The organism is Streptomyces sp. WELS2 (assembly GCF_013870595.1).
Taxonomy (GTDB): Bacteria; Actinomycetota; Actinomycetes; order Streptomycetales; family Streptomycetaceae; genus Streptomyces.
This window is the reverse complement of record NZ_JACBWZ010000375.1, coordinates 1-5,847: the sequence shown is the minus strand read 5'-3', so window position 1 is coordinate 5,847 and position 5,847 is coordinate 1. Positions and strand designations below refer to the sequence as shown.

Sequence of the window (5,847 nt, the reverse complement as noted above, 5' to 3'; positions counted from 1 at the left end):
TTGCTCTGCACCCGGATCCGCTCGCGCAGGTCGAACAGCATCGTGCCCCGGCGGGCAGCGGGCAGACCGCGGTCGTCGCGAGCCGGGCGGGCACCGTGCGCCCCAGTTCGTTGCCCCGCAGGCAGTTGCCCCGCCCCCGTGTGGCGCCGGGGAACGACCAGCCGACGTCGACGCCGTTGCCGTCGAAGGTGTTGTCCACGATCTGGTTGCCGACCGGAGGGATGTCGGCGGTCGCGGTGATCACCAGCCCGGCGGTGCTGTTGCCGGTGACGCGGTTGCGCAGGAAGCGGTTGGCGCTGCCGCCGTCGACGCCGATGCCGGTGCCCCACCCGCCGTCGGCCTGTTCCGGGGTGGCCCGCTGCTGGTTGGCGGCGATCAGGTTGCCCGCGATGACGGCGTCCCGCTGGGGCAGCAGCTTCTCCTGGTGGTCGGAGTTGGTGGTGAGTCCGACCCGGTTGCCGACGAGGCGGTTGCCGATCACGTACATGTCCCCGCCGGCGTTGGTGCCTTCGTACCCGACCGCGTTGAGCTCGGCGATGTTGTCCCGCACCACGACGCGGCAGGGCTTGCACTGGCCGACGTAGATTCCCGAGTCGGCCGCGCCCGAGGTGTACGAGTGCTCGATGACGCCGTTCTGCGCGGAGAACGCGTAGATGCCGTACAGGCCGTTGCGGGTCGCGGTCACATGGGAGACCAGGAACGACTTCAGGAAGGTGACCGGCTCGTCACCGGTGTCGTAGCCCCCGGAACGCCCCGGCAGCCCGGCGGCCGCCTTCGCGGAACCGGTGACCAGGACCCCGTTCTGCGTGTTGTTCCGCACGGTCAGGTTCTGCACGGCCACTCCGGGCGCGGAGACGACGATGCCGTTCGGCTGCCGAGTCCGCCCGTCGATGACGACCTTGTCGCGGGACTCGCCACGCAGGGTGACCCGGGGCGTGGAGACCTTCACCGACTCGTGGTAGACGCCCGGGGCGACCAGCACCAGGTCACCGGGGCGGGCGAGGGCCACCGCGTCCGAGATCGTCGGGGCGTCGGCCGGCACCCTGATGGTCACGTGCGCCCCGGAGGGCCGCCGGCCGTGGTCCGGCCCGTCGTCGCCGGACCCGCAGCCGGCCAGTAGGCATGCGAGTGTGCTCAACAAGGCGGCCATCACACGAAGACGCAGACGAGGCATGGCCTCATCCTGGCATGAAGCCGGCCCGGTGCGGGGACGGTCAACTCGCCCCGGCCGGAAGGGATATGGCATCCTGCACAACGTGAGCCGAGCCGAATCCCGCCCGTCACGCCGTACGTTCCTCGGTGCCGGTGGGGCCGTGGCGGCCACCGGGCTCACGGCGGGGTGCGAACCCCCCGCGGTCCGGCAGGACCGCCCCCCTTCCCCCACGCCCACCCCACGGGTCTCCCCCACCGGTCCGCACCAGGCGGGCGTCACGCTCCCGCGAACGGCCCAGCCGAACCTCCTGGCGGTGGTGGCCGACGTCGCCGACGGTGTGGCCGTCGGCCCGCTGCTGGCCGGACTCGGCGAGGCCGTCCGCACGCTCACCGCGGGGACCGATCCGCGCCTGCTGGGCCTGGCGCCGGGTGATCTGACGGTGACGATCGGGGTGGGGCCACGGCTGGTACGCGCGGCCGGTCCCTCCCTGCCCGGCGCGGCGGACCTGCCCCGGTTCTCCCGCGAGCGGATCGCCCCGCGGTCGCGCGGCGGGGACCTGCTGGTGCAGATCTGCGCCGGCGACCCGTTGCTGTTACCGGTCGTGGCAGCCGCGCTGCTGGGGCAGGCCGGGGACCGGATCCGGGAACGCTGGCGGCAGTCCGGGCGCCGCGGCCCGGACGTTCCCGTGCGCGAGGGCCTCTCCGCGCCCCGCAACCTGCTCGGCTTCGTCGACGGCATCGTGGGCCCGCACACGACGGCCGAACAGCGGCGTCATCTGTGGCTGGCCGGACCCGCCCCGGTCGCCGGCGGCACGATCGCCGTGCTGCGGCGCATGGAACTCGACCTGCCGCGGTTCGCCGCGCTCTCCGTGGCCGAGCAGGAGGCGGTCTTCGGCCGGCGCAGAGCCACCGGTGCGCCCCTCTCCGGCGGGAGCGCCGGCTCGGACCCGGACCTCGGCGCCAAGACACCGGACGGACGCTACCTGATCCCGGCCGACGCCCACGTCCGCCGGGCCCACCCGAACGTGGTCGGCGCCGGCCTCATGCTCCGCCGCTCCTACAGCACCGACGGGCCCACCCCCGGCCTGCTCTTCATCAGCTTCCAGAACGACCTGGACACCTTCACGAAGACACTCGCCCACATGGACGGTTCCGACGCGCTGCTGGACTTCACCACCACCACCGCCGGCGCGACCTTCCTCATCCTCCCCGGCTTCGACCGGCAACGCCCGCTCGGCGCCGGGCTGTTCCCGTGAACGGCCGCTTCGAGCGGCGGCCCGACGGTGCTCCGGCCGGTGCGGTGCCGGTGTTCCACCGGTAGGCGGGCACACCGGCGCTACCACCGTGGCAGTCCGCTGCGACTCGTGGCGTTCGACGCCGCCACGGGCGACCTGTGGCGGGTGGAGAACGACAGCCGTTTGGTGTACGCGTCCGATACCCCGTGCGCCCGGGACGGGGTCGTCTACGCCGCCGTCCGGTCGACGCTGTTCGCGCATGCCGCGGAAGACGGCGAGGTCGTGTGGGCCCGGGCATACGAGGGACCCATCGAGGAAAGTGTCTCGGTTCCGGGCGACACCGTTCGTCCAACCCCCGTGGCGCCTCGGCTGTCGCCCCCAGCGGCACCTCGGGCTGGGTGATGCGGTCGCCGACGGCGACCACAGGGCAGGTGCCGGTGACGCCGGGTTCAAGGGCTTCCGCGGCGCGGACCGCGCGCGGCGAGCGGCGCCGACAAGATCAGGAGGGCTCCTTCGACGGCCAGGCTGACCAGGCCGAGCGGTTCCGTCCAGTTGCCGATGTCGTCGGTGTAGCGGGGCAGTCCCGGACCTCGGGACAGGAGGTACCCCGCCAGGGGCCCCACGGCAACCCCGGCCGCCAGCAACCATCCCGGTCGGACGAGACCGACGAGAAGCAGTACGGCGGTGACCACGGCGACGATCTCGAGGACGTGATAGCCCACACCGACGTAGTAGGGATCCCTCGTCGTCGTGACGCCGCCCTGGTCCTTGACGTGTATGACGGCCACCGCGAGACACAGCAGGGTTCCCGTCAGTCTGGCCGCCCAGGTGGTCTCCGGCCCCCGCGCGATGTGCTGAGTCATTGGGGCGGCACCTTTCCTCCGTCGACGATGTGTGTGACGCGACGCCGCGTTTCCTGCGCGGCCCGGGCGCCGCACCGGCTGTCTCCTCAGGCTCGACGTCGACCGGCCCAGGGGCCGCCACCCGTGTCGTCCCGCAGGACGGACAGTCGGCGCCGGTATTCGTCCTCGTCGATCTCGCCACGGGCGAACCGTTCGGCAAGGATCCGGTCGGGGGAGGCATCCGGCGGCCGGCCACCGACGCGGCCGCTGTCCCCTCCCGGCCTCGCCAGGGAGCGGTACAGAAGGACACCGAAGGCGATGAGCAACGCCCAGAAGACGACCATGCTCACGGACATGGCGAACAGACCCCAGCCACCGGCACCGTGGCCGTACCAGAACATCACGGCGGCTCACCTCCAGGACGGCACCGGGAGCCGGCGGGGCGGTACCGGTGCTCGAAGTGCCTGCCCTTCACACTTGCCGCCCGACCACCAGCAGGTCATGAGCCGACCAGGCCAACCCGAGGGGCCGATCGGCCCGCGCCCCGGAAAGGACCTGCGCCGCGTCGGCATGGTGCTCCTCCCGGGCTCGCCGGCCGAAGCGCTCCGCCGCGGGGCCGTTCGGACCCCGCGGTGCCCCGGTCAGCCCCTGTGCCGCCGGGGTCCGCCGCCGAACGCTGGAACGGAATCCCCGGAGGGAGAGCTCGTGATGACCGGCATCCAGGAAACCCCGGTGCACGCTCTGCTGACCGACGGAACCACCGTTCGCATACGGCGGGCGGGGCCACCGGACCGCGCACAGGTACAGCGGCTGTACGAAGACATGTCACCGGAAAACCTGCGGCTGCGGTTCTTCTCGCTCGACCCGGCCTCCGCCCGGCACGCCGCGGACCGAGTGGCGTCCGCGGGGAACCTCCCCGGATACCGCGCGCTGGCCGCCGAGTACGACGGCCGCCTGGTGGGACTGGCCGAGTACGAGGTCCTGCCGGGAGGCGGCACAGCGGAGATCTCGGTGGCCGTGGCGGACCACTGGCACCACCGTGGTGTGGGCACCCTCCTTCTGGAGCACCTCGCCGACGCCGCGCGCACCGCGGGCATCACCGCCTTCCGCGCCGACGCCTTGGCCGAGAACCACTCCGTGCTGGAGGTCTTCCGGGATCTGGGGTTGCGTGTCGTCCGCCACTTCGACGGGCCCGAAGTGCACTGCACGGTCCAGCTCGCACAGGACGAGAACTACCTGAGCGCCGTGGACGCCCGCGGCCGGGTCTGCGACGTCAACAGCCTGGAGCCGCTGCTGCGGCCCCGAACCGTCGCGGTGATCGGCGCCGGCCGCAGACCCGGGTCCGTGGGACGCGCCGTCCTGCGCAACATCCACGACGGTTCCTTCACCGGGCGGCTGTTCGCCGTGCACCCGGAGGCCGCCGCGATCGCGGGGGTGCACGCCTGGCGGTCGGTGGCGCTCCTGCCGTGTGTGCCCGATCTCGCCGTGATCGCGGTGCCGGCCCGGACCGTCCCCGAGGTGGCCGAGGAGTGCGGAGGGGCCGGCGTGCGCTCCCTGCTGGTCGTGTCCGCCGGCCTGGACAAGGACCGGGGCAGCGCTCTTCTGGACACGTGCCGGCGTCATGGCATGCGGCTCGTCGGCCCGAACTGCCTGGGCCTGGCCAACACCGAGGAGGCCGTCCACCTCGACGCCACCTTCGCCGCCCGGCACCCCGGGGCCGGCACCGCCGGGGTGGCGGTGCAGTCCGGAGGTGTCGGCATCGCCCTGCTGGACGGGCTCGGCAGGCTCGGCATCGGCGTGTCGACGTTCGTCTCGCTCGGTGACAAGGCCGACGTCAGCGGCAACGACATGCTCCAGTGGTGGGAGAGCGACGGGCACACGGACCTGGCGCTGCTGCACCTGGAGTCGTTCGGCAATCCCCGTGCCTTCTCGCGTACCGCCCGCCGGGTGGCCCGTACCATGCCGGTGCTCACGGTGGACGCCGGCCGGTCGACGGCCGGACGACGGGCCGCCGCCTCGCACACCGCTGCGGCGGCCACCCCGACGATGACCCGGCGGGCCCTGTTCACCCAGGCCGGAGTCACCGCCGCGCGCACCATCGGGGAACTTCTCGACACGGCCGCGCTGTTGCACGCCCAGCCGCTGCCGCACGGCAGGAGGGTCGCCGTCGTCAGCAACGCGGGCGGAGTCGGGGTCCTGGCCGCCGACGCGTGTGCGGAGGCCGGACTGGTCGTTCCGCCGCTGGCCGCCGGCCTGGTGGACGAAGTCCTCGCCCTGTTGCCCGCCGGCGCCACCGCCGGCAATCCCGTGGACGTCACGGCAGCGGTCGGCGAGGACCGGCTGCGCAGGTGCGTCGGTCTGCTGGCCCGGCACGGTGCCGTCGACGCCGTTCTCGTGAGCCTGGTTCCCACAGCCGTCGCCGACGCCACCGGCGAGGATCTGGTGCGCGCCCTGACGGCCGCCACCGCCCCTCTCCCCCGGCCGGTCGTAGCGGTGCTGCCCGCGCGACCCGGCCGTGTCGAGCTGCTGCCGACCGCCGAGGGGAGAGCCGTACCCGCCTATTCCGACGCCGAGGCCGCCGCGAGCGCCTGGCGGTAGCCGCGCAGCCGGGACTGGGC

4 protein-coding genes and 1 pseudogene are annotated in these 5,847 nt (G+C 73.3%); 2 read left to right on the top strand and 3 right to left on the bottom strand.

The genetic code is table 11. The annotated features are described in order from the left end of the window. Positions 1–1,174 (bottom strand): nitrous oxide reductase family maturation protein NosD (locus H5J33_RS20870; RefSeq protein ID WP_181796447.1); only part of this gene is annotated, 1,174 nt, incomplete at its 3' end. 82 nt (positions 1,175–1,256) lie between these two features. Between H5J33_RS20870 and H5J33_RS20865 the strand changes: the two genes are divergently transcribed. Next, positions 1,257–2,408 (top strand): Dyp-type peroxidase, encoded by a 1,152-nt coding sequence (locus H5J33_RS20865; protein WP_181796446.1) that lies wholly within the window; start codon positions 1,257–1,259, stop codon positions 2,406–2,408. Between the two features lie 428 nt (positions 2,409–2,836). Here H5J33_RS20865 and H5J33_RS20855 read toward each other — a convergent pair whose 3' ends face one another. Next, positions 2,837–3,250: a hypothetical protein gene (locus tag H5J33_RS20855; RefSeq protein ID WP_181796444.1), complete on the bottom strand. Its 414-nt coding sequence runs from the start codon at positions 3,248–3,250 to the stop codon at positions 2,837–2,839. 86 nt (positions 3,251–3,336) lie between these two features. Further along, positions 3,337–3,630, bottom strand: a complete 294-nt coding sequence (locus H5J33_RS20850; RefSeq protein WP_181796443.1) for an SHOCT domain-containing protein — start codon at positions 3,628–3,630, stop codon at positions 3,337–3,339. 307 nt (positions 3,631–3,937) lie between these two features. Between H5J33_RS20850 and H5J33_RS20845 the strand changes: the two are divergent. Next, positions 3,938–5,818: pseudogene (locus H5J33_RS20845) on the top strand (GNAT family N-acetyltransferase); the annotation flags it as partial. Positions 5,819–5,847: the final 29 nt, after the last annotated feature.

What these genes read in the sequence shown, in the direction of transcription:
- H5J33_RS20855 (WP_181796444.1), bottom strand. Translation starts at nt 3,250, where the DNA reads ATGACTCAGCACATCGCGCGGGGGCCGGAGACCACCTGGGCGGCCAGA.
- H5J33_RS20850 (WP_181796443.1), bottom strand. Translation starts at nt 3,630, where the DNA reads ATGTTCTGGTACGGCCACGGTGCCGGTGGCTGGGGTCTGTTCGCCATG.